Origin of the sequence: Mycobacterium sp. 050134, assembly GCF_036409085.1 — a bacterium.
Lineage (GTDB): Bacteria > Actinomycetota > Actinomycetes > Mycobacteriales > Mycobacteriaceae > Mycobacterium.
This window is the reverse complement of the sequence record NZ_JAZGLV010000009.1, coordinates 18,064-41,105: the sequence shown is the minus strand read 5'-3', so window position 1 is coordinate 41,105 and position 23,042 is coordinate 18,064. Positions and strand designations below refer to the sequence as shown.

The following is a 23,042-nucleotide window of genomic DNA, read 5'->3' as shown; positions in this document are numbered from 1 at the left end:
CTCCTTGCCTCCGAGTGGTTACCTTCCCATTGTTGTTACCCACGACGCCGGCATCGAAGCCTGGGCCCCGCGTCGGTGATCCTTCGGCGACGATGCGCTAACGGTCGTGCAACGCCTACCGCGGCGCGGCGATTTACCCCACCTCCTGCACAACAATGCGGGACATGACGCAAGCGCGGGGGTCCGACGTTGGCGCGTGAGATCCCGCGCCAGGCGTTCCTGCGTGGCGCCGCCGGGGCTTTGGCCGCCGGCGCACTGATCGGATCGGGTCGAGTCGGATCGGTGCGGGCGACCGCGGCCCCCAATCCGTCCGGCTGGGAAGGCCTGTCGACCGCCCTCGGCGGGAAGGTGGTGCTTCCCGACAGCCCCCAATTCGGTTCGGCAAAACAGGTTTTCAACACCAACTACAACAGCCTGACGCCTGCGGCGGTCGTCACGCCAACCTCGCCGGCCGACGTGCAGAAGGCGATGGCGTTCGCCGCGGCACACAACCTCAAGGTCGCACCGCGCAGTGGCGGGCACTCCTACGTCGGGGCGTCGACTGCCAACGGCAGCATGGTGATCGACCTGCGGCAGCTGCCCGGAGACGTCAAGTACGACGCGTCCACCGGGTATGTCACGGTCACCCCCGCCACCAGCCTCTACGAGATGCACCAGACGCTGGCCGCGGCCGGCCGGGGGATCCCGACGGGCACCTGCCCGTCGGTCGGTGCCGCGGGACACGCGCTCGGTGGCGGGCTGGGCGCCCAGTCCCGCCACGCCGGCCTGCTCTGTGACCAACTGACGTCGGCGACGGTGGTGCTGCCCGGCGGCCAGGCGGTCACCGCGTCCTCCGCGAGCAACCCCGACCTGTTCTGGGCGTTGCGGGGCGGCGGCGGCGGCAACTTCGGCGTGACGACCTCGCTGACGTTCGCGACGTTCCCCACCCAGGACGTCGACGTCGTGAACCTCAATTTCCCGCCGCAGTCGTTCGCACAGGTGCTGCTCGGGTGGCAGAACTGGCTGCGTACCGCCGACCGGAACAGCTGGGCGCTGGCGGACAACACCGTCGACGGGTTCGGCACGCACCCACGCATCCTCGCGACGTGCCCGGTCGGGTCGGGGAGCAAAGTGGGCAACGCCATCGTGTCTGCCGTCGGGGTGCAACCGACCGCGACCGACAATCACACGTTCAACTATCTGGATCTGGTGCGGTATCTGGCCGTCAACAACCTCAACCCCTCACCGCTCGGATACGTCGGCGGCTCCGATGTGATCACCACCATCAATACGGGGGCGGCCCAGGGGATCGCCGCGGCGGTCGAGGCCTTTCCCCGGGGAGCGGGCCGCATGCTGGCGATCATGCACGCTCTCGACGGCGCACTGGCAAGTGTGGCCCCCAGCGCCACCGCCTTCCCGTGGCGCCAGCAGTCGTCACTGGTGCAGTGGTACGTCGAGACCGGCGACCCCGCCGCGGCCACCAGATGGCTGAGCACCGCACACCAAGCCGTGCAACCATATTCGGCCGGCGGCTACGTCAACTACATCGAGGCGAATCAACCGGCGTCCCGGTACTTCGGGCCGAACTTGGCCCGGTTGACGGCCGTGCGGCAAAAGTACGATCCGGGCCGTGTCATGTTTTCGAGCCTGAACTTCTGACACACCGGGCGGGCGGCCCTACGTTAGGGGCAGATCCTCAGCGGATCGGGCCAATTCGGCTGTGGCCGATCGTAATTGGTCGGCAGAAACCAGCGGAGCCGGGAAGCCGACCCGGGTGTAGGCCACCCCGCGTGGCGTACGCACCCGCAGGTCGAGGCCGTAGCGGTCGATGCCCGTGCACACCGCGGTATCGGCGTCGGGGTAGCCGCCGAACGCCCGGGCCATCGCCGCCAGGGCGTCGGCGTGGTCGGCGTTAAGGTGGGCGCTCGCCCGGACCGCGGCAGGTGCGACCGGATCCGGCGCGGCCGCCGCGTACTGATCGCCGGTAGCCGAGTCCATCCGGCCGTATCCGCCCACCCAGCGCACGCGCTCGACCCGCAGCAGCCACAGGCTGAAGTCGCTGAAATCCACGTAGAAACGCGCGGCGGGCACCGCGCTCAAATACACCGCCCGGGCGGCGTCCAGCTCGGTATCAGAAGGCCGAATAACCATCCCGGCCAGGGTGATTCGGCTGCCAGCCAGCGGGTCGGAGTCGGTAGCCGAGGCCACGACCGACAGGCTGGCCCGCGGGTCGCCGGCTAGGTTGCGGCCGTGCTCGGCTAGGTTGGACACGCACAGCACGGGCGTCCCGTCGAGCAGCCCATACGTCACCAGCGACGCCCACGGGTCGCCTTCGGAGGTCAGCGACGCGAGGGTGGCGGCGTTCGCCGCGGCCGCGATGGTGCGGGCATGCTCCGCCGCGGACGGACGCGTGCTCGAACTCGGCGGGCGAAGCGGCGGCGGCGCGGAGGGCGCATCCCCGGGATCGCCATGGTCGCGAATCACCTCGCGAGGCTAGCGCACCGGCCGCCATCGTGGGACGGCTTCCGTCGAGGTATCGAACGCGCGCGTCGCAGCAACTTTCGATGCCTGCGGCGGAACGCGGCTCGCCCGCTTGGTCGGCCAAAATCGCGCGACAACCGATGGACACCGGGGGCGCGGGGTGACACGGTTAGGAAGTCCGGATAAACACTTGAGGGGGCATTATGCAGATGCGGGCGGCTCGCATGCATGGGTACAACCGGCCACTTGAGATCGACGAAGTCCAGGTCCCCGACGTGGGGCGCGGCCAGGTCTTGATCAAAGTCGCCGCGACAGGCATGTGCCGCAGCGACTATCAGCTCGTTGACGGCTATTTCCGGGAGGGCCTGCCGGTGGAGTTTCCCTTCATCCCGGGGCACGAGGTGGCCGGTACCATAGCCGAGATCGGCGCCGACGTCCCGGATTCCGCCGGCATCTCCGAGGAAGATCTTATCGTCGTCGACCCGAATTGGGGTGACGGGACGTGCCGCCAGTGCCACGAAGGCAACGAACAACTGTGCAGCAATGGACAATTGGTGGGGTTCGGGCCTAACGGCGGCTTCGCCCAGTACATGGTTGCCCCCTACGATCACGTGCTTTCCGTCGCGGATCAGCCCGAAACGGACCCGCGGTACCTGGCTCCGCTGACCGATGCCGGGGTCACGCCCTATCGCGGCATGAAGAAGCTGCGCGACGCGAAGAAGCTCGGGCCGGGGCGTACCGTCGTGGTCAACGGCATCGGCGGGCTGGGCAGTTACGCCGTCCAGTACGCCCGGCTACTGGGCGCCGGCGCAACCGTGTTCGGATTCGCGCGCAGCGACGAGAAACTCGAGATGGCCCGGGAAAACGGCGCTCACCACACCGTCAATGTCCGCGACAAGAGCGTCGAACAGGTGCAGGACGAGCTTGAAGACCTGACCGGGCGCCGCACCGTGGATGCTGTTCTCGATTCTGTCGGCTCTCCCGAATCCCTGAGACTCGCCACTTCCATCCTTGAAACCGAGGGAGCGCTGTCTCAGGTCGGCCTGATGGGCGAACGCGTGGACCTGCCGTTGTTTCCCTTCGTCAGCGGGGAGAAATCTTACTTCGGGTCATTCTGGGGCAATCACAACGATCTGCGAGAAGTACTCGCCCTAGCCGGTGCGGGCCTGATCAAGCACCACATCGTTCCAGTGAAGCTCGAGGACATCAACGACAACCTGGAAGCGCTAGGGCGCGGCGATATCGTTGGGCGGGCGGTCGTGGTATTCGATTGATCGGTCGCCGGTGGCGGAGTTCGACGGCGACGGCATCGCGGCGCTCAGAGCCGATGGGTGCGCGCCGTCTTGTCCAGCCGCGCCAAAGCTGTGGCCGGTGCCGTGCGAACACATCTCGACGCTGTCGCCAAATGAGACTTCGTGGTCGCAGGTGAAAGATCGACCCTGGAGCGAATTCCAGTTCCCGACCGTCAGCCGATCGGCCGCCACGCGCCCAGCACGGCGCTGCGGTACCAGCCGACCCGATCGCGCACCTGGATCCCGACCCGATTCTGGGCGCTGACCCGGCTGTCGATGACGTGTCCCTCATCGATGTAGATGACCACGTGGGACGCCACGCTCGCGTTTCCGTTGGGGTGCAGGTAAAGCAGATCGCCCGGCTCGAACGGACCGTCTGCGGGGATGTGCGCACCCATCGGTCCCGCGCTGCCGTCGGCCTGTTGGTGGACGTCGCCGCCAAACTTGATGCCCAAACCGTAGTTGTAGACCCACGCAGTGAAGTTGGAGCAGTCCAAACCTGGCCCGGGGTCCCAGGCTGTCGACGCCTGCGGGGCGTCGGGGTCGGGATTCTCCACGGCCGCAACGGCATAGGTCGAGGCAGGGGGGTTCCATCCCGGGATGTGGTGGTGGCGGTATTGCAGGCCCAACGGGTTATCCGGCGCATAGATGTAGCGCCTCGCCACCGCGAGAATCCGTTCCCGCTTCCAGGTGGTGCCATCACAGCCCGCGTTCTGGGGCAGGCCCGGCGCCGGGAGTGCGTCCGCCCGCGGCCCCCATCCGCCGTTTTGGTAGTGCCCCTGGGCGTCGGTGCGGTACCAGGTGTCCGGCGGCTCCTGGCTTTGCGGCAACCCGTCACGGCCGGCGAAATCCCCCGTCAGCGCGCTCATGCTGCAGGAGAACTGGTAGGGGAACTCCCCACGCTCCGCGCGGGACAACCCCGGCAAGCCGGCGCCTATCGCCGACGTCGCTCCCCAGAGCAGGCACACGACCACGACCTTGAACTTCCCTCGATGCGTCAACAGACCCTCAGCTCGTCGACCGGTTCGCGCGGACGAAGCAATGCTAAGGCGTGCTTGGCTTCTCGCACTGGGATGTCGCCGAAGCCGACCAGCGACCGCACGCCAGGAGGGCAACGGCTATATCAGCACCCCGGTGCCCCTCGACAAGGGCCTGGAGCTCACCGTCCGGGTGTGACCAACGGATGCCGAATTCGCCGGACGCGGCTCAGCTCGACGCGCTGAGAATCTTGATCGCGAAGACGAGCGAGTCGCCCGGCCGGATTCCGGCTCTGGGTTGACCGTCGGGGTAACCGTCCGCGGACGTCATCGCGACGGCGACGGTGGACCCGACGGTTTGCCCCGCGATCGCCTTCTGGAAGCCGGGCACGACGCCGGTAAGCGGGAAGTCGACCGGGACACCTCGTTCGTAGCTGCTGTCGAACACCGATCCGTCACGCCCGTTGACGCCCATGTAGCACACCGAAACCCTGGCGGTGGCCGGAACCACCGGGCCGTCGCCGGCGTGCAGTGTGTGTACCTGAGTCTGGGCGACGCTGAACGGTGTCGTCACGTTCACCCGCGGGGCCGCGGTGTCCGTGGACCCGGTGACGGCGACGCTGCCGGTGGCCCCGGTCAACGTCCACTCGGGCGCACCGCCGGCCGGCGGCGCGGCGGTGGGGCACGAGCCGGCCGCGTTGGCCGAGCCCGACGCGGCTAGCGTCCAGACGGTTGCCGCGACGCAGGCGGCGAGCGCGACGGCGGGGAACATCCGGGGAGACTTCACGGCCGTCACGCTACAGCCGAGCATCGTGTGCGCTGCCGATGGCCCCGGACAACGGCTGAGCCAGGGCGCCCAGCGTCCGCCGACGTTGCCGCGTGCGAGTGATCGCAGACCGATGGGCAGCTCCATGCGCGCGAGCGGCGCGCCGAGGCAGACGTGCACACCGGCTTCGTTCTGTCCCCGCACGGCAGTTGGGCCCATTGAGGGTCGGCCCCGGGACGGCGGCTCAAGTACTAGCTGGCGATTCCGGCCAATTCGCTTGCCACCGAATCGAATGCGCGCAGCGCGTCCAACATGTGCGGCTCCTGCGAGTGCGGCTGGGCGGACACCTTCGCGGCCACCATTTCGGCGGCACGGTTGATGTAGATCATCTGCCCGCACATGCCCAGGCATAACACCACGTTGCTGCCGGGGTAGGGGAACCACATCTGGTTGCGGTACATCCCGGCGGGCAGTTCGGTGTCCTCGGGGCAGGCCGCGAACGCCGCACGCGAGTCGGGACCGCCGTCGAGGGTATCGGCAACCCATGCCGCCGGAATCACTTGATGACCGGTGAGCGAGACACCGTCCTGCAAGAACAGCGACCCGAACCGGACCATATCGGTGAGGCAGGCGCTGATCCCGCCGTTGAACATCCCGGTGCCTTCCATATCGACGCCGATGGTTGCGTCGTCCCGAGCGCCGAGGCGGCCCCACAGCAGTTCCGACATCAGGGCGGGCATGCGTCGGCCGCCGGCAACCTCGCAGATCCAGCCGAGGACGTCGGTTTCGCACGAACGGTATTCGAAGGGCCCGCCGTGCGCTGACTTCTGCCGCAAGGTCAAGAGGAACTCCCGCAGGGTGGCGGGGGCATCCGGACGGCTCCTCGGTGCCCACCCCATCGCCTGGTCGAGCAGGTGTATCTGCGCGTCGGGGTCGTCGTAGTTCTCGGAGAACGCGATACCCGACCTCATGTCCAGCAGGTGGCGCACCGTTGCGCCGGCGTAGCCGCAATCACCAAGCGCGGGAACGTATGCGGTGACCGGCGCGTCGACCTCGATCGCACCGGCCTCGTGCAACGCGCCGACGACGCATGCCACCAGCGACTTGCTCACTGAGAACAGCAGGTGGCGGGTGTGCGGTTCCATGCCGCCGAGGTATTCCTCGGCGACCATCGACCCACGGTGGGCGACGGCCCACCCGTCGGTGACGGTGGCGGCCATCACCGCGGCAACGGTGGTCGGCGTGCCGTTGGTGTTGGTCACGGGCACCTCGGCCAGGGGAGCGGGAGCCGCGGGTATCTCCGCGACCGGGCCGGTCCCGCGGGAAATCCGCGCCGTGCGCACGAAGTCGTCGACGTGCTGAAAAGACCAGTGCGAGTACGGCGGCGACAGCCAGTTGCCCAGTGTGATGCCGGCCGGAGCGCTCACGCGCGTGCGACGAGCCGCGAGACGATCGGCGCGGCCGGCGACAGGGGCGTCGAGGTGAATTTCGCCTTCATGCCCTTCACCCAGCGCTGGCAGCGCTCGCTGAGCTGATAGTCGTCGGTCTGCAAATGTGAGCGCGTGACGAGCACACCGAGTTGGGCGCCCTCGGAACGTAAGTCGCCGGGCGCCGCCACGCGCATGTAGAAGGCCTCGGAGCCGTCGAGCAACGTCGCCCAATCGTTGGCGGTCCGCGCAAAGCTCACCCGGCCGTCGTCATCGATGCGCCACACGCCGGTGCGTGGCGTCGCGGTGAAGATCTCGAGTTCCCGGGAGGTCTCGGTGATGATCACCTGGCCCCAGACCTCGTCCTCGCCGTAACCGCGCTCCCAGCGCGCGTTGATCTCGTCGACGTCGAGCTCGTACTCCACGTCCATGTACTCGAGGAGGTGGAAGAGAAACAACGGCATGTCGGCGTAGGCCTCGGTGGTCAGGTTCGTCATCGGGCTGGCGCCGGACAGCCGTGGATTCACCTCGCCGAGGTAGAGCTCATCGGAGTCCAGGTCATGCAGCAGGTCCACCTCGAAGTAGCCGAGATAACCCTCGCGGCGCATGACGTCGCCCAGTTTGGTCACCATTTCCCGCGCGGCGTGCGTCTGGGCGGGCGGCAGCACCTCGTGCCAGATGTCATTGCCACACCAGCTGCCCCGGCTCGGCGTCAGCTCCGAATAGCCGACGAGGCTGGTCATCGCGGGGCCGACCACGGTGCCGTGGCGGGTCACGGCACCCTCGAGGCACACCTCCACATTGCGGATGCGCTTCATGACTTTGAGGTCCTGCCCGACCAGGTCACCGGCGTGCTCGTCCCAGTCGCGCTGCCCGTGCACGAAGAACGTCCCGCTGCCGGCGTTGCCGTAGGCGATCGAGATGACGAGATCGTCGCCTAGGCCGGCGTCTTGCGCGAGGGTCAGCAATTCGTCGTAAGAGCCGGCCCGCCCGATCGTGTTGGGCACGCTCGGGATACCCGCGTCATTGGCCAGGCGCGTCATGACGATCTTGGAGCCCAGGCGCTGGCGCAGCTCGATCGGCGGATGCATGACCTCGAGACCCGCCGACCTCGCCAGGGCCTGAATTTCCTCGTTCATCATCACAAAGCAGCACTTGCCACCGGGGCCCTTGCCCCCGATGAAGTCGAGCGTTTCGGGATCGGACAGGAGGTGGCTGCACACCTCGTCCATGGAGTCGAAATCGCGGCGGTCGCGCCGCCGGGGCACGAACACCCGCGAATGTGTGCCCTCGAAGGAGTCGAAATAGGTGAGATAGAAGAAGTTTCGTATCCAACGATCAACGCCCAACAGGTTGAACGGTGTCGGCGAGATGAAATACAGCGGCACCTTGTTGGTGTGGAAGAACGCGCGGATATCCGACAGGCCGTTCAGCGGGCGGTGCGGCTCGGGCGCCATCACGCCTGCCGCGGGGACGTAGGCGCCGGGTTCCGGCGTGCGGGCTGGGGCGGCGCGGTCGGCGCGACGCGGGTGCAAAGGCATACCGTCATGGTCCCGATTGTGCCGCCCTGTCGACGATCGTGTCGACGCAAATGAGATATCGGCGAGCGGAGTGTCGACGGGTGGCCAGATCTGCACCGAAATCGTCGCCGAGCGGCAGACGCGCGGCGCATAGCACCGGCGCGGCCCGCCCGACCCCGAGCCTGCGCTGGTTGCAGGGAGCCTGCGCTCACCCCGTCAACTTCATGCAAATGGCGATCTGCGCCCAGGCCCGGCGCCGTCACCGCAGACTCGATGCGGGGGAGCGCCCACGATTTGGGATCGGTAGCCGAGCCGACACCTTCTACTCGAGTGACGGCGCCGAGATTCGGCCCCCCAGAGCCAGCGAAAGGAAATTTCTCAATGACCGGCACCACCTTGAAACGCCTGATGGCCGTGGCACTGTTGTCCAGCGGCGCCGCGATGACAAGCCTCGGCGTCGGTGCGGGGACCGCCGCGGCCGATGCATTCGGTAATCATCAATGGTGCCCGGGCCAGAGCCTTCCGCGCTCCGACGCACCGATCAATTGGGACATGGGCACCTGCCATGACTACCACTACGTCGGTGCGTGGACCGTCGTCGAAGGTGTCCGGCCGAATCCGTGCCCTCCGATCGCGTTCATGTGCCCATAAGGTGCCCCGACATAGGCGTTCACCATGTGTCGACGTGGATGACGTCGTCGAGGGGTAGGCGTTTGCCCGGCGTGAACGCGCTGCCGGTGCAGGACCGACCGGCAGGAGAGTCGCGAGGTGGGATAGGCGATGACGGAACGGATCTCGTCGTTGACTAGCGCGTGCCGGCGCTCGTCGACTCCCGCCCGCAGGTAATCTGTGCGACGAGCAGTTCGAGACGATCGGAGTCGTGGCCGGGCCGTAACCGCCCAGTCCGACTAAGCGTCACCAGTCCGTGCAGCGCGGCCCAGAACACCTCGGTGAGCGTGTCCGCATCCCGCCCGTCGGCGACGAGGCTGACCGCCTGCTGCAGCTCGCCGAAGGCCGCCGTCAGCTCCGGCGGGGTGTCCTGGGCGGCAAACCGCAATCCGGTCGCCCTGGTGAACATGGCGTCATAGAGCGCCGGGTTATCGCGGGCGAAGTCGAGATAGGCCTGCGCGATCCGGCTCAGAGCGTCACCGGACGCGTCAACGTCGCATCGAGCGGCATGAATCGCCTCCGCCAGCTCCCCGAAGCCATCAACGGCGACGGCATCGGCAATCTGTTCCATGCCGGTGAAGTGCTTGTACAGCACGGGCTGGCTGTACTCGATCTCGGTGGACAACCGACGGGTGGTGACGGCGTCCCAGCCCTCGTCCTCGGCCAACCTGCGCGCGGTGGTGACGATCAGCCGCCGCCTGGCGGCCCGCTCGCGCTCGCGGCGGTCCTCAATTGCCATGCCTGATGGTAGCACGGACAGCAACGCTAGCGACGCTATTGACACGGCATCGCCGCGAGATTAGCGTTGCTAGCGGTTGAGGCGAGAGGAGCTCCGACATGGACGTAAACGTCATCACCCGCACCGCCGCGCTGATCGCGGTGCTGGGCACCGCGGTGGTGTATGGCACCGACGTGTTTTGTGCGATCGCACTGAGGCCAGCCCTAGAGCGGGTCGAAGACCGCGCCCTGGTCGCGATCACGGGAGGCGTGCATCGCTACGCAGACCGGCGCATGGCCCTGCCCGGCGTACTAGGGATCGTCGGCGCCGCGGCAAGCGCGGTGCTGGCCACGGTGTCCGGACATTGGGCGCAGGCCGTCGCGGCGGCCACCGCGCTCATCCTGCTGTTGGCCTGGACCGGCCTTTATGCACGGGTGAGCGCACCGATCAATCGACAGTTGACATCGGCTGCCGACGCCGGCCGTGCGCTCCCGAATGGGCGTGCGCTACAGGCCAAGTGGGACTCGATTATCAACGCCCGCGCGACGCTGCAAGGCCTGGCCGTGGCCGCACTGTGTGTCGCGCTGATGGTCTGATCGCCGGTAACCGACTCGACGAGGGAGAACACCCATGTTTCAGCTCAGGATCTACACCCTGCGATCACCCGAGGCCTTGCACGAATACGCCACGGTTCACTGGGCGCGCCATCTGCCCACCTTCGAGACGTTCGGGGTCACCACCCACGGGGTGTGGACCGAACGCAGCGGCGACGCCAACCGGCTTGTCGCCCTGATCCGCTACCCGCCGGGCGCGGACCCCGAAGATGTCACCCGGCGCGTCATGGCAAGCCCTGAATTCGCCGCCGACATGGCCGGCTTCGACGTTGACGAGCTCATCGACGTCCAGTCGATACTGCTTGACCCCACATCGTTTTCACCGCTTCACTAACGAACTCAGAGGAGTGCTCGACATGACCACCAGCATCGGCTATACGCTCGCCGGCCTGCTCGCCGCGGGCATCATCTTCATCGGAGTACGCTTCCTCGTCGCGCCCCGCGTCGCCGCCGCCGGCTACGGCGTGCTGCCGGATCTGGACCGACCGGGCGTCGGTGCCTACTTGAGCGTCAAGGGGATCCGTGACATCGCGACGGGGTTGTTCGTCATCATCCTCGTGGCCGCGAACCAAACGCACCTGGTCGGCTGGATCATCCTAGCGGCCACGGTCATTCCGCTCGCGGACGCGGCCATCGTGCTCCGCAACGGTGGCTCGCGGTCGATCGCCTGGGGAGTCCACGGTGTCACGGCCGCCGTCATGCTGGTTACGACCGCGCTCCTGCTCGTGTCCTGAAGGCGACGACACGCACCCGCGATGATCATCCACACTACAGATTGGATGATCATGTCAATCAGCCCATTTCGCAGATGGCATGTCTGTTTTCTAGTCGGTCGCGATGTGATGGGTCGCCGCATGGAAGACTTGCGGCAGGGCGGCGGCCGACTTGGAGAAGACGACCGCCAGCCATCCGCCCGCCGAACCACCCGATAGCACGACGCCTCGCATGCGGTGGTCATGACGGAGCTTCTCTTCCGGTGACTGTGGTTGCGAACCAACGGGTTACTGACCTGCGGCGATCAGCAGGGTCTTGCCGCGCAGGCGGCCGGCGTCGGAGTCCTCGTGCGCGGACGCGGCCAGCGCCAGCGGGAGGCGTCGAGAGACCTCGATGCGCAGCCGTCCGTCGTCGACCCGGCCGACCAGCCCGGCTAGCTGCGCGGCGTCGCTGCGAACAAACACGCGCTGGGTGCGGATGCCCCGGCCCGGGTTCTCCGGCCCGAAGGCCATGGTCCCGACGTGGAATCCACCGTCGGCGACCACGCCGATCAGCGCCTCGGTCTGCTCGTCGGTGGTGCTGACCAGATTGAGCACCACATCGAACGGGGCACCCTCGACCCTGACTGGCGATTGCGAGTAGTCGATGTAGTCGACGATCTGGTCCGCCCCCAGCCCGCGCAGGCGCTGCGCGTCACGCTCCTTGGCGGTCGCGGTTACCACGGCTCCGGCCTGCTTGGCCAACTGAATGGCATATCCGCCCACCGCACCCGAGGCGCCGTTGATCAGCACCGACTGCCCGGCGGCCAGCCCGGCGATCTCGAACAGCGCCTGCCACGCCGTGAGCGCGGGTTCCGGCAGCGCCGCCGCGTCGGCCAACGGCACCGAGGTCGGGGCGGCGGCCAGCGACTCGGCCGGCACGACGGCGAACTCGGCGGCCGCACCGTCAGCATCCAACGGGAGAAACGCGACGACGGCGTCCCCGACGTGCCAGCCTCGCACCTGCTCGCCGAGCTCGACGATCGTCCCCGCGACGTCGACGCCGGGGGTATGCGGGAAGCTGATCTTGTACACCTCGGCCAGGTAGCCACCGCGGATCCCGGCATCGACCGGGTTGAACGAGGTTGCCGCGACCCTCACCAGCACCTGCTGGGGTCCCGGCACCGGGCGCGTGGCCTCCTCGTATCGCAGAACGTCGCTACCGCCGTATTCGTGGTACCGAATCGCTTTCATGGCTTCCTCCTCGTTATTGCTTCGATTTCAAACCATCTACGCTCGTCCTAACCCGCTTCGACCTCGAAGCAATTCCGCGGAGATGCATGACCGTCGTCACATCGATAGCGTCGGCAGGAGCGCTCTGCCGTCCAGCCTCATCGGCGGCATACTTAGAGATGCCCGCAACCGTGGCGGGAGTGACGCCCCGTCGGTGCGAGTTACGTTGCCACACAACTACCTACGTCGTGCGTCGCCGACCTTCGTAGAATTACGCCGACGGTGATGCCGTGGCGAGGCAGGATTGAGCGATGAGCGCTGGTTGGGGGGATGGACAGGGCGACGAGGCGATGAACACGCCGCGGCCGGCGTGGCCCCCATATCCGTCGGGACCGCTGCCGCCGCCCGGCTGGTCGCCGGCCCCGCCACCGCATAACCCGGCCGGCCCGCCATGGCCGGGCATGCCGTCACCTCCCTGGCCTGGATCCTCCGGTCCGCCGCCTTCTCCCTACATGGCGGGGAGCATGGGGATGCCACCCGGCGGGCACCCGCATTCGCCGCGGCGCCCCGTGTGGCGGTGGTGGCTCGCGGGCGCGGCGGTGGTGATCGCCGCGGTCCTGGTGCTCACCCTTGACGTGCTGGGCAGGAACGATGCCGCCACCAAATCCAGCACGGGACCGTCGTCGATCACGCAACCGCCCGCCGCGGCGGGACCGGCGCAAACATCAGCGACACCGAGCGCCACGGCGGCCGGTCCGGCGCTGGATGCGGGCACATTGCCGGGTCTGCTCGCGACTGCCGAACAGGTCGGAAAGGTGCTCAACAACGCGCCCATGAACGCCCGCGAAGTGGAGACGTCCCCCGCCTCGGGGGTGTCGATGGATCCGGCCGCGTGCAGCAGCGCAGTTGCACCCGTTTTGGACAGCACCTACGCGACATCGGGTTATACGGGCATGGCGGCGCAGGGCCTCGAGGAGGCCAAGCCTGGGCGTCATAAGGTGATTCAAGGGGTCGTCGCTTTTCCCGACTCAACTGCGGCACAACGCTTTTACGAGCAGCAATTGTCGGCGTGGCACGGGTGTCGGCTCAAAGAGGTGACGGTCTCCTACAACAACGGTCAACCGGACGACCACGCCAAGGTCACCGTGGTCACCGACAGCGGGGGCACCGCCACCACGGTGCTGCTGCCGGCCGACCCGACCCAGCACAAAGGCAGCGAGTGTGAGCGCTCGATGAGCGCGCGCCGCAATGTGGTCGTGGATGTGCGGGCGTGCGGGCAGAACACGATGACCGCCGCCTTCTTGCTGGTTCGCGGAATCGACGACAACATCACGAGCCACCCGTAGTCGACCGATCGGGGAATGTCGTGCTCCGCCGTCGGCCATGCGGCGACCCCGCGCTGAACACGGGACGCCTTGCCCGCCTTGGCATTTACCCGATCGGCATGCGTGGTGAGCATGCCACTATCACAAGGATGTATGTGACAGCCCCCGCTGGGTGGGCAGGGTCGACCGTGATGGGCAAGATGTTGAAAGCCTGGCTGCAACGCCGCCTCACGCGGCTTTGTCGCACTGACAAATTCCGACTGCGCGCCACGCCAAAGGTGTCCGCAGCCAACCGAAGCCAGCGGTGCGTTGATGTCGAGCTCTCTGCCGCATCGATTGATGGTCGAGCCGTCATGAACAACGTTCGACTCTTTCGCCGAGCCGCGACCGCGCAGCGTAGCTTTCACCGGTGAATGTGGCGTGCGAGTGCGGCGAGCTTGCCGACCCGAAGGCAGAACATGCCGTTCGAGTGGAGGATTCCATCGGTGGCAAGCCGCTGGCCCTACTCATGCAGGGGCGGGCACAACATCCGGCTGTCCGCCTCACCTCCATCATGTTCGCGAACGTGACGGTAGCCTTACCCGGCATGAATGACGTCGTCGTCGTCAAGGTCAAGCCCGGCAGCCGCAGGGGACCCCTTGTCGAGGTCGGTCCGGACGGCGAGCTGACGATCTACGTCCGCGAGCGAGCGGTTGACGGAAAGGCCAACGAGGCGGTCACTCGCCTATTGGCGACTCACCTCGAATTGCCGAGAAGCAGGGTCGAATTGATTTCGGGGGCGACGTCGCGACTCAAACGCTTCCGCGTGAGCGGCTGACCTGCCGACGCTCATGCCGTGATCTGCTCGACCATGATGCTGGCGAAGCCCTGTTCAGCGGACGGTTCCATCGCAATGTCGGGAACCTCCCTCGGCATCGCGCGCCGAGCCTGCGCATAGAGATTGTCGCCACCTGCGGGAAGTCTTCGCTGTGGACCGTTTGCCAGTCGAGGCACGGGTTGACGATGGCGCGCTGGGGTCGCGCGATGCTCTGACGCCCGCGGCGTTGATCGCTCGTCGCCTCATCGACACCGGTGCAGCGTTGTGGACGACGCGCCCTGAGGGATGTACGACTGGTGACAACTCGTGGTGCGCACGGTCCGCGGTCGCGGACGGGTACGGTCGCTCTTGGGCGCGAAGGCGCCACGCCGCACAGAAAAGCAGGGGGCACGTGAAGCTCGCCGACTGTCCAGTCTTTCCCGTCGAGGCGGGAATCGCCCTGAGCACAGACCGCGGCTTGGGTTGGCGCCTGGCGCGAGAGGCCGGTCCGGTTCTGCGAGATCCGGGGGCTAACTGGGTGTTTGTCGTCGGGCGGGACGAGGTGTTAGCGCATCTGGACGATATGAGGTTGGATCGTGCCCGCGCTCTTCCCGAGAGCGATCTCGACGTTCACCAGCGGCTATTCGCACCGAGATCGGCCCATGACATTGCCGCGGCGTCCCGTCCGACCGCCGCCGCATTGATCGACCGTTTTGCCGCCGCCGGTGGCGGTGACGCGGTGGCTGAGGTGACCACGCCCATGGCCGGCGTCCTTTTCGACATCGTTGCGCGCCTGCGGCTACTGCCTGTCGAGCACCTGGCCGGGCGGTCCGGCCACGTCCTGTCCGAGGCGTTCCGCAACTTGTCCAAACACGCCGGCTGGCACGTGTTCGAGTTGGCGCGCCGCCCCGAATTGTCCGAAGCGCTTCGACGTCAGCCTGAACTGATACGCGAGTTCGTTGAAGAGGTCCTCCGGTTGGAGCCGATGGTGCAGGGCTGCCAACGTTTTACGACGCAGCCAACCACCGTCGGCGGGGTAGAGCTGCCGCCTGGCCTGGTCGTGATGTTGTGTATCGCGGCGGTGCAGCGAGACGGCAGCGACACGCTGTCTACCGACGACCTTGTGATTGGCGTTAGGGCGCATCGGCATTGGAGTCTGGGCGCGGGCTCTATGCGTTGCCGTGGCGGACACATCGTCCGGTCGGTGTTGCGCGTGCTGGTTGAGGAGTGGATCGACCGGACCGGGCATCTTGGGCTGGCGCCCGGTTTCCGGCCGGCGACCGGGTTCCCGAATACGGACAGCACTTTGTTTCTGCCGAGACTGCCCCTCGTGACGAGGGCTTGAGACCCCACCTCGATCTTCGATGCTCAACGGTGACGGAGGCCGGAAGAGTCAGGACGCGATGAACGCGAGCAGATCCGGGTTGAGAACATCCGCGTGCGTGGTCAGCATGCCGTGCGGGTAGCCGGCATAGGTCTTCAACGCGCCGTTCTGGAGGAGGTCGACCGCTCGGGGCACCGCGCTGGTGAATGGCACGATCTGATCGTCATCGCCATGCATCACTAGGACGGGAACGGTGATCGCGCGCAGATCATCGGTGTAGTCCCGCAGCCAGGAAAACACCGTCTCGTAGTGCGCCTGGGCGCTGCCGGACATGCCCTGTCGCCACCAGTTGGCGATGACCGCCTCGGACGGCTCCGCCCCCGATCGGTTGAATCCGTAGAACGGACCCTCCGGCACCGTGCGGAAGAATTCCGATCGGTTACCCAACACACCCGCCTGCACGGCGTCAAACCACTCTTGGGGTTGCCCGCCCGGGTTGTTCTCGGTCTGCAACATGCTCGGCGTCGGGGACGATACCAGTACCGCCTTGGCGACCCGCTCCTGGTGGCGCGCAACATAACTGGCCACCTCGGCTCCACCAGTGGAGTGCCCGACATGGACGGCCTCGCGCAGGTCGAGCTGCTCGGTCAGCGCGGCTAGATCGGCCACCCAGTGCTCCATGTCATTGGCGTTGCCGGCCTGATCGGATCGGCCGTGCCCGCGCCGGTCGTGAGCGATCACCCGATAGCCTCGGTGGAGAAGGAACATCTGCGTCATCGCCGATCTCGGCTTCATCGCCAGTGCCACATCCAACCGCCCTACAGTGCACCGCCGGACGGACGGCTTCCGCCATGGAGGTTCCACTGGCCGCAGTCCGGGGCCAGGACGTCGTTGACATCGACTGCGAATCCTCCTACCAGCGGGCCGGGATTCGACGCGGTGCTCACGACGCGCTGGTAGAGGACAGCGGCGGGATGGACTTGATTGCCGGACCAGGCGCGAGTTTGCCAGGCCCACCGGCGTCCAGCTGTGCTCGAAGACCCGATAACGCCATCGGCCGCCGCCCATTCGCAGACTTTAATGCCTCCATAGATCCCGGTGCGTTGAACTCCGAGAACCGCGTTGATTCCGCGTAACCACTGCAGCGCGAGTCGAGTCCAGGTGTCACGGTTGATGTCCTCGTCGATGGTGAAGAAGATCGGTGCACTCTGGCCGCCCCCCGCCGCGGTGTGTAGTTGCCACGCGGTGCGCGCGTCCGCCATGCCGCCGGCGTAGCCCCGCGTGAAGTCCGACGGTGCCGAACTGCCCGGCTTGCCATATTGATAGTTACTGACGATGACCAAGCCTGCGGCTGTTAGTGATTCGGCGTAAGGACGAGTGATCGGCTTGGCGCCAAACGACGCGCCAGGCCGTGACAGCGAGACGTAGTTGACGACCCCCTTATAGCCGGCGGCTCGGATCTGCTGCGCCGGAATCTGGTGCGCGGCGAAGTCGATCAGTTGGGGAGGAGCAGCGGCCGCCGCCGTGGGCATCAGGCAGCCTATCGATGCGCCACCCAGACCGGCCAATGCAGTGGCGTAGCGCAGCGCGTCGCGCCGTGAAACCGTACGCAGTCGCCCATAGCTGGCCGCCGGGGGCAAATTGTGCATCGCGCGATGTTAACGATGCGACTTCTATTATCGGAAGACCTGCGCTGGCTCGAACTCCGTAGCGTTTGCAAATGGATACCGAGCGGTGACCGCTCGTCGATCCCAATGACGTGAAGGCGGCTTTGAGTGACAACACGTTGACCAACGCCGATGGCGTACGCATTAATCCAAGGGGTTACAAGATCGATTTACTTACTTTGCTTATCCAGCCGCCCCCCCCTGCGCGGTCTTCCATCATCCATCTTGCGAGCGGGGCGACAGTTGCCGTACGAACGGTTGCCTCGTTTTCGGGCATCCCCGAAGTTGACCCCGACGCAATGGTTTGGAGCTACGCGGCGCGTGGGCGGGTCCGACACGTCTGAGTGACCGCGGTACATACCTGGCAGTCGACGATGCCGGCGCCGGATATGCCAGTTCACCCAGCGGCTGCTGCGCCCCGATGTCTCAAGATGGACGAGGAGTTGTTCACGGGCGTCGACTCCGATCCCACCAAACGCGCGTTGACGACAGCGCTGAACACGCTGACATCCGAACTGCATGCGCGCGCCCCCCGTTTCCATGAGTACGGAGAGCCGCTCACGGTCCTGCGACAGCAGCACATCGAAGTCCCGGAACCCCCAGCGGCAACGCCCGGGTCCGAGTGCTCGCCACGGGACTGAATCCCGCGGACTAGGAACTATGCCGCGGGTACATGCCGGGAGCCTTGCCGCGCGGGATCGGCCACGATATCGCCGGAATCGTCGACGCGATCGGTGAAGGCGTCGATCCCGGGGCGGCGCGGATCGACGGTCTCGTCTTCGGCGCGGCCGAGTTCCACGGGCAGCCAAGTGCCGGCACCGCCGACGTCGCGATCCTGAACCACTCTCCGTATTCGATCCCGCCGTATTCCTAGCGATGCGAACCGTCGAATCGCGTTGAGCCGTCACTCGCCCCGACTGGGCGCCGAAAGTCCCTTCATGAAGATGTCAAGCAGCCGTGCGGCCTGTTCGCCGTTACCTGTGGTCGGTGCGACCGAGAAGATGCCGATGAGGCCGGCCGCGACGTCTTCGGAAGTGACATGAGCGCCGATGTCACCGGCGGTACGGCCCGCGGCGAGGATCTTGTCGATGGCGGCCAGCAGTTCGACGCGGGTGTGACCAGAGCCGAGTTGCTCATTGTTGATCATCGCCCGCAAAGTGCCGAGCATTCCGTTCTTAGTGGCCAACCACTCGGTGAATAGATTCATCCAGCGGCGCATGGCCTGCGCGGGCGGGTACGTAGCCAGAAGATCGTCAGCGCCTTCGGTCAGGCGACGTACTTGGTCCTGATAGACGGCCTCGACCAACGCCTCGCGAGTGGGAAAGTGCCGGAACAGTGTGCCGACGCCGACACCCGCCTCGCGGGCGATCTGTCGCAGCGAGGGCTCGTCGCCGCCACCGGCCGCGGCGAACAGCCTGCTGGCGACCTCGATGAGGGCCTGACGATTGCGCGCCGCGTCGCTGCGCACAGATTGACCCACCGGGCCACTCTAGCGGAACGCGTTCCGCTTGCGTAACCTGGCGATTAATCGGAACGCGTTCCGGTTAGTTTCGAGGAGGATGCTATGCATGTCTTCATCACCGGCGGCTCCGGCCTCACGGGCCCTGCCGTCGTATCGGAGCTGCTGGCTGCTGGCCACCGCGTTACCGGGCTGGCTCGCTCGGCCGCCTCGGCTGATCGCCTGGCTCGCCTGGGAGCGAAGCCGTTCGCGGGTTCGCTCGATGACCTCGATCGACTGCGCGACGGCGCGGCCGCCGCCGACGGCGTGGTGCACATGGCCGCCGGCGGCGAGCCCGGGGATTGGGCCGGAATCACCAGACGCGACGTCGACGCGATCGACGCCCTGGGATCGGCGTTGGCCGGCACCGGCAAACCGTTCGTATCAACCTCCGGCACGATGGTGATGGCTCCCGGGCGGGTGAGCGACGAGACCGACGCGCCCGACGTCGACTCCCTCGCCGCGTACCGGATTCCCGGCGAGCAGACCTGCCTGGGCTACGCCGATCGGGGAGTGCGCTCCAGTGTGATCCGGCTCGCCCCGACGGTGCACGGTCCGGGCGATTACGGGTTCATTGCGATGTTGGTCGCTCTCGCCCACAAGACAGGTGTCTCAGCCTACATCGGGGAAGGGGCCAATCGATGGCCTGCGGTCCACCGACTCGACGCGGCCACCCTGTTTCGACTTGCGCTGGAGAAGGCGCCCGCCGGAACTGCGTTTCACGGAGCTGCCGAAAGCGGTGTGCCGCTTCGCGACATCGCCGAGAAGATTGGTCGAACACTTGACCTGCCCGTCGTGTCGGTCGGATTCGACGAAGCCCCGTCGCATTTCGGGAGCGCGGCGCTGAGCTCTGTGTTCGCCGCTGATGTTCCGGTTTTAAGTGGACGCACCCGCCAGCTCCTCGGCTGGAATCCCAACCACTACACGCTGCTCGAAGATCTCGAACACGGCGACTATTTCGCGGTGAAAGGTGTTGGGGAGCAATGAGCAAACCCCCGTCGGACATTGTTCTGAACCCGTACGACTACAGCTTCCACGAGGATCCGTATCCCTGTTACAAGCGGTTGCGCGACGAGGCCCCGCTGTATCGTAACGACGAGCTCGGATTCTGGGTCCTCTCACGGCATCAGGATGTGCTGATGGGGTTCCGCAACAGCAGGGCGCTGTCGAATCAATTCGGTGTCTCGCCCGATCCGGCATTGCGAGGCCCTCACGCGGCGAAAACGATGAGCTTCATGGCGATGGATGATCCAGACCATCGGCGCTTGCGCGCCCTGGTAGTCAAGGGATTCACGCCCAGGCGTGGCCGGGAACTCGAACCGCGGATCGCCGAAATCGCGGTCAAGCATCTCGAGGCCATGTTGCAAAAGGCGGCATCGGGCGCACCGGTCGACTTCGTCGACGAGTTTGCAGGGAAGCTGCCCATGGACGTCATATCCGAACTCATCGGCATACCGGAGGTCGACCGAGCCCAGCTGCGCGCCTGGGCCGACGCCTCGATGCACCGCGACGCAGGCGTCACCGACGTACCGACGGAGGCCATCGAAGCTTCGATCAATTTGATCGCTTATTTCCAGGTGATGGTTGAGGAGCGGCGCAGGCGGCCCACCGATGACCTGACGTCGACACTTTTGAAAGCCGATGCCGACGGTGAGCGCATGTCCGGCGACGAAGTGCTCGGTTTCTTGTTTCTGATGATGATCGCAGGGAACGAAACGACCACGAAACTGCTTGCGAATGCGGTGTTCTGGGGCCATAGGAACCCCGACCAGATTTCCCCTCTATATCACGACGCTAGCCGAATACCGCAGTGGATCGAGGAGACGCTGCGCTACGACACGTCGATTCAGATTCTGGCTCGCACCGTTCAGGGCGGGATAACTATGTACGACACCGTAATCCCGGACGGCGAGATGTTGTTGCTCCTGCCCGGCTCAGCCCATCGTGACGAGCGCGCTTTCGACAGGCCAGACGACTTCATCATCGATCGAGACATCGGCACAAAGCTGCTGAGCTTCGGCAGCGGCGTGCACTTCTGCTTCGGCGCCAATCTCGCCAGATTGGAAGCCCGGATCGCACTCGACGAATTGTTCAAACGCGCCCGTGGCTACGAAGTAGACGAGACCAAATCGGTCCGCGTGCACTCCAGCACCGTCCGCGGCTTCGCCCACCTCCCGATCACGGTGTTGAGCCGGCAGTAGCCGTCGGAACAGATTTCACCACAAGTGAAAGCACGATCGCTCCGGGTGGGAGTGTGGACGTTGAGGTGCAATTCGGGTTCGACGGCCAGTTCCATGGACTCATAGTCGAGGTCGAGCCGGCCCACGATCGGGTGATGCACACGCTTGCGTCCGGACCGCACCACGCACATCATGAGATGCCCTCCGCTGCAGGAATAGCTCACTACGCATTGACAATTCGTGAACCAACGCGAGATCAAAAAGCTGGTGGCGCTCCGCCTCGTCGAGTTGCAAGGCAGAAGCCACCGAGTCGAGCGCGCCGGGGGAGGCGCCCGCGAGGCTGCCCCGCTCCATCCGCACGTAGTAATCGACAGACATCCCTGCCAGAAGCGCTACCTCCTCGCGCCGTGGACCTTTGACCCGGCGGTTGCCGCCGTAGGCGGGCAGGGTCGTCTGCTCGGGTGTGATGCGGGCGCGACACGACGTGAGAGACTCCCGAACCTCGGTGCGCAAATCGGTCGGGGCCATTTCCTTACCGTCGGGGAACTCTGCGAACGAAGGGAGGTCCTGCGGGTGCCCCGATAACTGCGTTGCCTGTTGCGCCGAGTACCCGGCCCCACGTGCATGTTCAAGTTCCCGACGCGGTCGTGGCTATGCCACCGTCGACCGGGACGATGGCTCCCGTCAGGTAGGCCCCAGCCCTGCTGGCAAGGAAGACGGCGACACCTGCCATGTCGTCGTCGCGGCCGAGCCGGCGCAGGGGGGCCGACGCCGCGATCGTATTGCCCATCGCATCGAGTGTGGTCGCCATCATCTGAGATGGGAATGGCCCTGGCGCTACCGCATTCACCGTCACGTACTGCGGGCCCAGTTCCCTGGCGAGCACTCTGGTGAGCTGGTGCAGTGCTGCCTTGCTGCTGGCGTACGAGTAGTTGGGCGACTGCGCGACGTGGATGGCAGCGATGCTGCCGATGTTGATGATCCGCGCGGGGTCGTCGGCGGTGCCCGCCCTGCGAAGCGCGGGTAGCAGCGCCTGCACCAGCCAGAACGGTGATTTCAGGTTGAGGTCGATGATAGTGTCCCAGGCCTCGTCGGGGAATGTCTCCAGCGGCTCACGCCACATCGCTCCAGCATTATTTACGAGAATGTCGAGGTGGTCGGAGTCGAAGTTGACGAGGTCGGCGAGACGCTGACACTCGTCGCGTCTGGACAGGTCGGCAGGGATTGCCCGCACTTCGCCGAACTCGGAAAGTAGATGTTGTGCCTCTGCGCAGGCGTCTGCGTTGCTTGAGCTGATGATGACGCGGGCGCCTGCCTGGAGAAGGCCGCGGGCTATCATTTTCCCGATCCCCCTGGTGCCGCCGGTGACGAGCGCGTTCTTCCCGGTTAGATCGAAAAGTTCGCTATGCGTCGCGAATAGGTCATCAGACATGCGAGGCCTTCCAGCGTTCCGTCGTGTGGTTGTTCGTTCAGCAGCGAACCGGTCACACAGGTTAGTACGCGATTCCGGGTGGCAGAAACACCGTGGTGGTATAGGGACCGCCAGAGTCACTTCTACCTGCGAAGTGAGACGCGATGCGATCAAAGCGGCTCGGTCTGCAGCCAATGGCGACTTCACCATCCCGTTGACAGGGTTTGGCGGCACGGGACCGGGCAGCCGTGGGCGGCCATTCATCTATCCGACGCGAGACCATTTCACGCGACGCCTACCGTAACCGCGAATTCGTGGATCTACTGGGTTCCTGTTCCAGCGGCCGGAATGCCCAACCAGAGTGGGCGCTGCCTGCCGATCTGCCGACAACCCGCCATTCGAGCCCACCGTACTCGTCGGATGGGACGAGTGCTGGAGCAGCACACTTTCGGACCGCTGCGTACCCTCATTGA

Annotated in this window: 24 protein-coding genes and 1 pseudogene; 12 read left to right on the top strand and 13 right to left on the bottom strand. The window is 66.1% G+C overall.

Going from position 1 to position 23,042, the window contains the following annotated elements:
* Positions 1-189 precede the first annotated feature (189 nt).
* Positions 190-1,638, top strand: coding sequence for an FAD-binding oxidoreductase (locus SKC42_RS12395; RefSeq protein WP_330964598.1), 1,449 nt, complete (start codon positions 190-192; stop codon positions 1,636-1,638).
* 18 nt (positions 1,639-1,656) lie between these two features.
* On the opposite strand, the gene SKC42_RS12390 is transcribed toward SKC42_RS12395, so the two are convergent.
* The gene (locus tag SKC42_RS12390) at positions 1,657-2,463 is read right to left on the bottom strand and encodes a HugZ family pyridoxamine 5'-phosphate oxidase (RefSeq protein ID WP_330964597.1); all 807 of its coding nucleotides are present in this window, start codon (positions 2,461-2,463) and stop codon (positions 1,657-1,659) included.
* 200 nt (positions 2,464-2,663) lie between these two features.
* Here SKC42_RS12390 and SKC42_RS12385 point away from each other — a divergent pair, with 200 nt between their 5' ends.
* Complete coding sequence (locus tag SKC42_RS12385) at positions 2,664-3,734, top strand: NAD(P)-dependent alcohol dehydrogenase (protein ID WP_330964596.1); 1,071 nt, start codon at positions 2,664-2,666, stop codon at positions 3,732-3,734.
* A gap of 191 nt (positions 3,735-3,925) precedes the next feature.
* Here the strand turns inward: SKC42_RS12385 and SKC42_RS12380 are convergent, their stop codons facing one another.
* The 4 genes from SKC42_RS12380 to SKC42_RS12365 form a co-directional block, all read right to left on the bottom strand.
* Complete coding sequence (locus SKC42_RS12380) at positions 3,926-4,753, bottom strand: NlpC/P60 family protein (protein WP_330964595.1); 828 nt, start codon at positions 4,751-4,753, stop codon at positions 3,926-3,928.
* Positions 4,754-4,958: 205 nt separating this feature from the next.
* Positions 4,959-5,516, bottom strand: coding sequence for an FKBP-type peptidyl-prolyl cis-trans isomerase (locus tag SKC42_RS12375; protein ID WP_330964594.1), 558 nt, complete (start codon positions 5,514-5,516; stop codon positions 4,959-4,961).
* A 230-nt stretch (positions 5,517-5,746) separates the two neighbouring features.
* On the bottom strand, positions 5,747-6,922 hold the full coding sequence (locus SKC42_RS12370; RefSeq protein WP_330964593.1) for a serine hydrolase domain-containing protein: 1,176 nt from the start codon (positions 6,920-6,922) through the stop codon (positions 5,747-5,749).
* The gene (locus SKC42_RS12365; protein ID WP_442932108.1) at positions 6,919-8,463 is read right to left on the bottom strand and encodes a biotin carboxylase; all 1,545 of its coding nucleotides are present in this window, start codon (positions 8,461-8,463) and stop codon (positions 6,919-6,921) included. The genes SKC42_RS12370 and SKC42_RS12365 overlap by 4 nt, the downstream gene beginning before the upstream one ends.
* 360 nt (positions 8,464-8,823) lie before the next feature.
* On the opposite strand from SKC42_RS12365, the gene SKC42_RS12360 reads away from it, so the two are divergent.
* Positions 8,824-9,093, top strand: coding sequence for a hypothetical protein (locus SKC42_RS12360; RefSeq protein ID WP_330964592.1), 270 nt, complete (start codon positions 8,824-8,826; stop codon positions 9,091-9,093).
* Between the two features lie 154 nt (positions 9,094-9,247).
* On the opposite strand, the gene SKC42_RS12355 is transcribed toward SKC42_RS12360, so the two are convergent.
* On the bottom strand, positions 9,248-9,850 hold the full coding sequence (locus tag SKC42_RS12355) for a TetR/AcrR family transcriptional regulator (RefSeq protein ID WP_330964591.1): 603 nt from the start codon (positions 9,848-9,850) through the stop codon (positions 9,248-9,250).
* Positions 9,851-9,948: 98 nt separating this feature from the next.
* Here SKC42_RS12355 and SKC42_RS12350 point away from each other — a divergent pair, with 98 nt between their 5' ends.
* The 3 genes from SKC42_RS12350 to SKC42_RS12340 are packed head-to-tail and all read left to right on the top strand — an operon-like array spanning position 9,949 to position 11,177.
* On the top strand, positions 9,949-10,425 hold the full coding sequence (locus SKC42_RS12350) for a DUF1772 domain-containing protein (protein WP_330964590.1): 477 nt from the start codon (positions 9,949-9,951) through the stop codon (positions 10,423-10,425).
* Positions 10,426-10,459: 34 nt separating this feature from the next.
* Positions 10,460-10,777, top strand: a complete 318-nt coding sequence (locus tag SKC42_RS12345) for an NIPSNAP family protein (protein WP_330964589.1) — start codon at positions 10,460-10,462, stop codon at positions 10,775-10,777.
* 22 nt (positions 10,778-10,799) lie between these two features.
* A complete protein-coding gene (locus SKC42_RS12340) occupies positions 10,800-11,177 on the top strand; it encodes a DUF4267 domain-containing protein (protein ID WP_330964588.1) in 378 nt (125 codons plus the stop codon).
* A gap of 90 nt (positions 11,178-11,267) precedes the next feature.
* On the opposite strand, the gene SKC42_RS12335 is transcribed toward SKC42_RS12340, so the two are convergent.
* Together SKC42_RS12335 and SKC42_RS12330 are read right to left on the bottom strand one after the other, a co-directional pair.
* Complete coding sequence (locus SKC42_RS12335; protein WP_330964587.1) at positions 11,268-11,390, bottom strand: hypothetical protein; 123 nt, start codon at positions 11,388-11,390, stop codon at positions 11,268-11,270.
* Positions 11,391-11,444: 54 nt separating this feature from the next.
* Positions 11,445-12,389: an NADP-dependent oxidoreductase gene (locus SKC42_RS12330; protein WP_330964586.1), complete on the bottom strand. Its 945-nt coding sequence runs from the start codon at positions 12,387-12,389 to the stop codon at positions 11,445-11,447.
* A 503-nt stretch (positions 12,390-12,892) separates the two neighbouring features.
* On the opposite strand from SKC42_RS12330, the gene SKC42_RS12325 reads away from it, so the two are divergent.
* The 3 genes from SKC42_RS12325 to SKC42_RS12315 all read left to right on the top strand — a co-directional run bounded on the left by SKC42_RS12325 (position 12,893) and on the right by SKC42_RS12315 (position 15,834).
* Entirely contained in the window at positions 12,893-13,714 is an 822-nt protein-coding gene (locus SKC42_RS12325) for a sensor domain-containing protein (protein WP_330964585.1), read from the top strand.
* A gap of 565 nt (positions 13,715-14,279) precedes the next feature.
* Complete coding sequence (locus SKC42_RS12320) at positions 14,280-14,510, top strand: DUF167 domain-containing protein (RefSeq protein WP_330964786.1); 231 nt, start codon at positions 14,280-14,282, stop codon at positions 14,508-14,510.
* A 391-nt stretch (positions 14,511-14,901) separates the two neighbouring features.
* A complete protein-coding gene (locus SKC42_RS12315; RefSeq protein WP_330964584.1) occupies positions 14,902-15,834 on the top strand; it encodes a cytochrome P450 in 933 nt (310 codons plus the stop codon).
* 48 nt (positions 15,835-15,882) lie between these two features.
* On the opposite strand, the gene SKC42_RS12310 is transcribed toward SKC42_RS12315, so the two are convergent.
* Entirely contained in the window at positions 15,883-16,608 is a 726-nt protein-coding gene (locus SKC42_RS12310; RefSeq protein ID WP_330964785.1) for an alpha/beta fold hydrolase, read from the bottom strand.
* Between the two features lie 23 nt (positions 16,609-16,631).
* Complete coding sequence (locus SKC42_RS12305) at positions 16,632-17,462, bottom strand: DUF1906 domain-containing protein (protein ID WP_330964583.1); 831 nt, start codon at positions 17,460-17,462, stop codon at positions 16,632-16,634.
* A 703-nt stretch (positions 17,463-18,165) separates the two neighbouring features.
* Between SKC42_RS12305 and SKC42_RS12300 the strand changes: the two genes are divergently transcribed.
* Positions 18,166-18,354, top strand: coding sequence for a hypothetical protein (locus tag SKC42_RS12300; RefSeq protein WP_330964582.1), 189 nt, complete (start codon positions 18,166-18,168; stop codon positions 18,352-18,354).
* 30 nt (positions 18,355-18,384) lie between these two features.
* Here the strand turns inward: SKC42_RS12300 and SKC42_RS12295 are convergent, their stop codons facing one another.
* Entirely contained in the window at positions 18,385-18,960 is a 576-nt protein-coding gene (locus SKC42_RS12295; RefSeq protein WP_330964581.1) for a TetR/AcrR family transcriptional regulator, read from the bottom strand.
* 84 nt (positions 18,961-19,044) lie between these two features.
* On the opposite strand from SKC42_RS12295, the gene SKC42_RS12290 reads away from it, so the two are divergent.
* Together SKC42_RS12290 and SKC42_RS12285 are read left to right on the top strand one after the other, a co-directional pair.
* Positions 19,045-19,965: an SDR family oxidoreductase gene (locus tag SKC42_RS12290; protein ID WP_330964580.1), complete on the top strand. Its 921-nt coding sequence runs from the start codon at positions 19,045-19,047 to the stop codon at positions 19,963-19,965.
* Positions 19,962-21,179 (top strand): cytochrome P450, encoded by a 1,218-nt coding sequence (locus tag SKC42_RS12285; protein WP_330964579.1) that lies wholly within the window; start codon positions 19,962-19,964, stop codon positions 21,177-21,179. Before SKC42_RS12290 ends, SKC42_RS12285 begins: the two co-directional genes overlap by 4 nt.
* Before the next feature lie 50 nt (positions 21,180-21,229).
* On the opposite strand, the pseudogene SKC42_RS12280 reads toward SKC42_RS12285, so the two are convergent.
* Positions 21,230-21,686, bottom strand: a pseudogene (locus tag SKC42_RS12280) (MmyB family transcriptional regulator); the annotation flags it as partial.
* Positions 21,687-21,786: 100 nt separating this feature from the next.
* On the bottom strand, positions 21,787-22,590 hold the full coding sequence (locus SKC42_RS12275; RefSeq protein ID WP_330964578.1) for an SDR family oxidoreductase: 804 nt from the start codon (positions 22,588-22,590) through the stop codon (positions 21,787-21,789).
* Between the last annotated feature and the right edge of the window lie 452 nt (positions 22,591-23,042).

Bases quoted from the DNA above. Each gene is read 5' to 3' on its own strand.
- SKC42_RS12385 (WP_330964596.1), top strand. From the start codon at position 2,664: ATGCAGATGCGGGCGGCTCGCATGCATGGGTACAACCGGCCACTTGAG.
- SKC42_RS12365 (WP_442932108.1), bottom strand. From the start codon at position 8,463: ATGCCTTTGCACCCGCGTCGCGCCGACCGCGCCGCCCCAGCCCGCACG.
- SKC42_RS12360 (WP_330964592.1), top strand. From the start codon at position 8,824: ATGACCGGCACCACCTTGAAACGCCTGATGGCCGTGGCACTGTTGTCC.
- SKC42_RS12355 (WP_330964591.1), bottom strand. From the start codon at position 9,850: ATGGCAATTGAGGACCGCCGCGAGCGCGAGCGGGCCGCCAGGCGGCGG.
- SKC42_RS12350 (WP_330964590.1), top strand. From the start codon at position 9,949: ATGGACGTAAACGTCATCACCCGCACCGCCGCGCTGATCGCGGTGCTG.
- SKC42_RS12345 (WP_330964589.1), top strand. From the start codon at position 10,460: ATGTTTCAGCTCAGGATCTACACCCTGCGATCACCCGAGGCCTTGCAC.
- SKC42_RS12340 (WP_330964588.1), top strand. From the start codon at position 10,800: ATGACCACCAGCATCGGCTATACGCTCGCCGGCCTGCTCGCCGCGGGC.
- SKC42_RS12335 (WP_330964587.1), bottom strand. From the start codon at position 11,390: ATGCGAGGCGTCGTGCTATCGGGTGGTTCGGCGGGCGGATGGCTGGCG.
- SKC42_RS12330 (WP_330964586.1), bottom strand. From the start codon at position 12,389: ATGAAAGCGATTCGGTACCACGAATACGGCGGTAGCGACGTTCTGCGA.
- SKC42_RS12325 (WP_330964585.1), top strand. From the start codon at position 12,893: ATGGGGATGCCACCCGGCGGGCACCCGCATTCGCCGCGGCGCCCCGTG.
- SKC42_RS12320 (WP_330964786.1), top strand. From the start codon at position 14,280: ATGAATGACGTCGTCGTCGTCAAGGTCAAGCCCGGCAGCCGCAGGGGA.
- SKC42_RS12310 (WP_330964785.1), bottom strand. From the start codon at position 16,608: ATGAAGCCGAGATCGGCGATGACGCAGATGTTCCTTCTCCACCGAGGC.
- SKC42_RS12305 (WP_330964583.1), bottom strand. From the start codon at position 17,462: ATGCACAATTTGCCCCCGGCGGCCAGCTATGGGCGACTGCGTACGGTT.
- SKC42_RS12290 (WP_330964580.1), top strand. From the start codon at position 19,045: ATGCATGTCTTCATCACCGGCGGCTCCGGCCTCACGGGCCCTGCCGTC.
- SKC42_RS12285 (WP_330964579.1), top strand. From the start codon at position 19,962: ATGAGCAAACCCCCGTCGGACATTGTTCTGAACCCGTACGACTACAGC.
- SKC42_RS12275 (WP_330964578.1), bottom strand. From the start codon at position 22,590: ATGTCTGATGACCTATTCGCGACGCATAGCGAACTTTTCGATCTAACC.